This is a genomic window from Lysinibacillus sp. TE18511 (assembly GCF_054062295.1).
In genome coordinates, this window is sequence record NZ_JBSSFD010000101.1 from 1 (window position 1) to 1310 (window position 1310).

A 1310-nucleotide genomic window follows, 5' to 3' on the forward strand; every position below is an offset into this window, starting at 1 on the left:
TCGTAACGAACTTGCAGACTTTTCAGCCCTTGGCTTTCCCAATAGGAATTGCCGAGGGTTCTGTGTAATATGGGGCTTTTTGAGATGCGCCAGTATCCTTTTCGGGTATTTCCCCATTCGTATGCTTTTCCGTATGAAACTTTAAAGCGAATGAGATTTCTGACTCTGGTTCGGGGTTTCTTCCAATTCTTCCAAAGACACATTCGCAACCTTCTTTTAATCCAACTGTCTAATCTGTTGAATATTGAAGGTGTATCTGCGAGCGCAAAATATCCGCACCATCCAATTAGATATTGGTTTAATTTCTCGATACGGTATTCTATTGAAAATGGCTTCTTTCTAGAGGTTATTTCTCGTATTTTCTTCTTCATTCGTTGAATGCTTGTTTTCGCCACCCGAACTTTTGGTTCTTTATGGTGTGAAAAACTAAAACCCAAGAATTTTCGATTCCATGGTCGGTCTACCGCCGATTTGGACTCATTCACTTTCAGACGTAGTGTTCCTTCGATGAATCGCTGTACGCTTGCTATTGTACGCTCTCCCGCACGTTTACTTTTTACATAGATATTGCAGTCGTCTGCGTATCGTACGAATTTATGACCACGTTTCTCTAATTCTTTATCAAGCTCATCTAACACGATATTTGAAAGAAGAGGACTTAATGGTCCACCTTGCGGTGTTCCTTCGTCTGTACTCGAGACAACTCCATTTATCATGACACCAGCTTGGAGATATTTACGGATAAGTTTTAATAATGATTTATCGTGAATTCTTTTCGCTAATGTTGCCATTAGTCGGTCATGGTTGACCCTATCAAAGAATTTCTCTAAATCCATATCCACAACCCAACGATATCCTTCCTTCATATAACCCTTCGCTTTTCGAACTGCGTTATGGGCACTCCGATTTGGACGGAATCCATAACTGTGGTCCGAAAATGTTTTGTCATATTCCTTTGACAGTATCTGCGATATGGCTTGTTGAATCAAACGGTCTGTCACGGTTGGGATTCCCAATAGGCGCACACCGCCGTCTGGTTTCGGGATTTCGACACGACGTACTGGTTGCGGTTCATAGGTTCCCGCTAGAATTTGCGCTTTAATGGATTCCCAGTTTTCGAGGATGTGCTGACGTAAGGTTTGTACGGGCATCATGTCTACTCCATGGCTTCCTTTATTCGCTTCCACTCGCTTTAATGCTTGTATCATATTCGGACGTGCTAGAATTTGATTCAACATCACCATTTCGTTCCTTTCCGTGAATAGCTTGTCTTCTTATGCCCACCTGAACTACACCCTCCGCAAATACCC

Annotated in this window: 1 protein-coding gene; it reads right to left on the bottom strand. The window is 42.4% G+C overall.

All coding sequences use genetic code 11. From position 1 onward, the window contains the following. Positions 1-1241: group II intron reverse transcriptase/maturase (ltrA, locus tag ACVWXS_RS25895; protein ID WP_456960689.1), on the bottom strand; the 1241-nt coding region annotated here is incomplete at its 3' end. Positions 1242-1310: the final 69 nt, after the last annotated feature.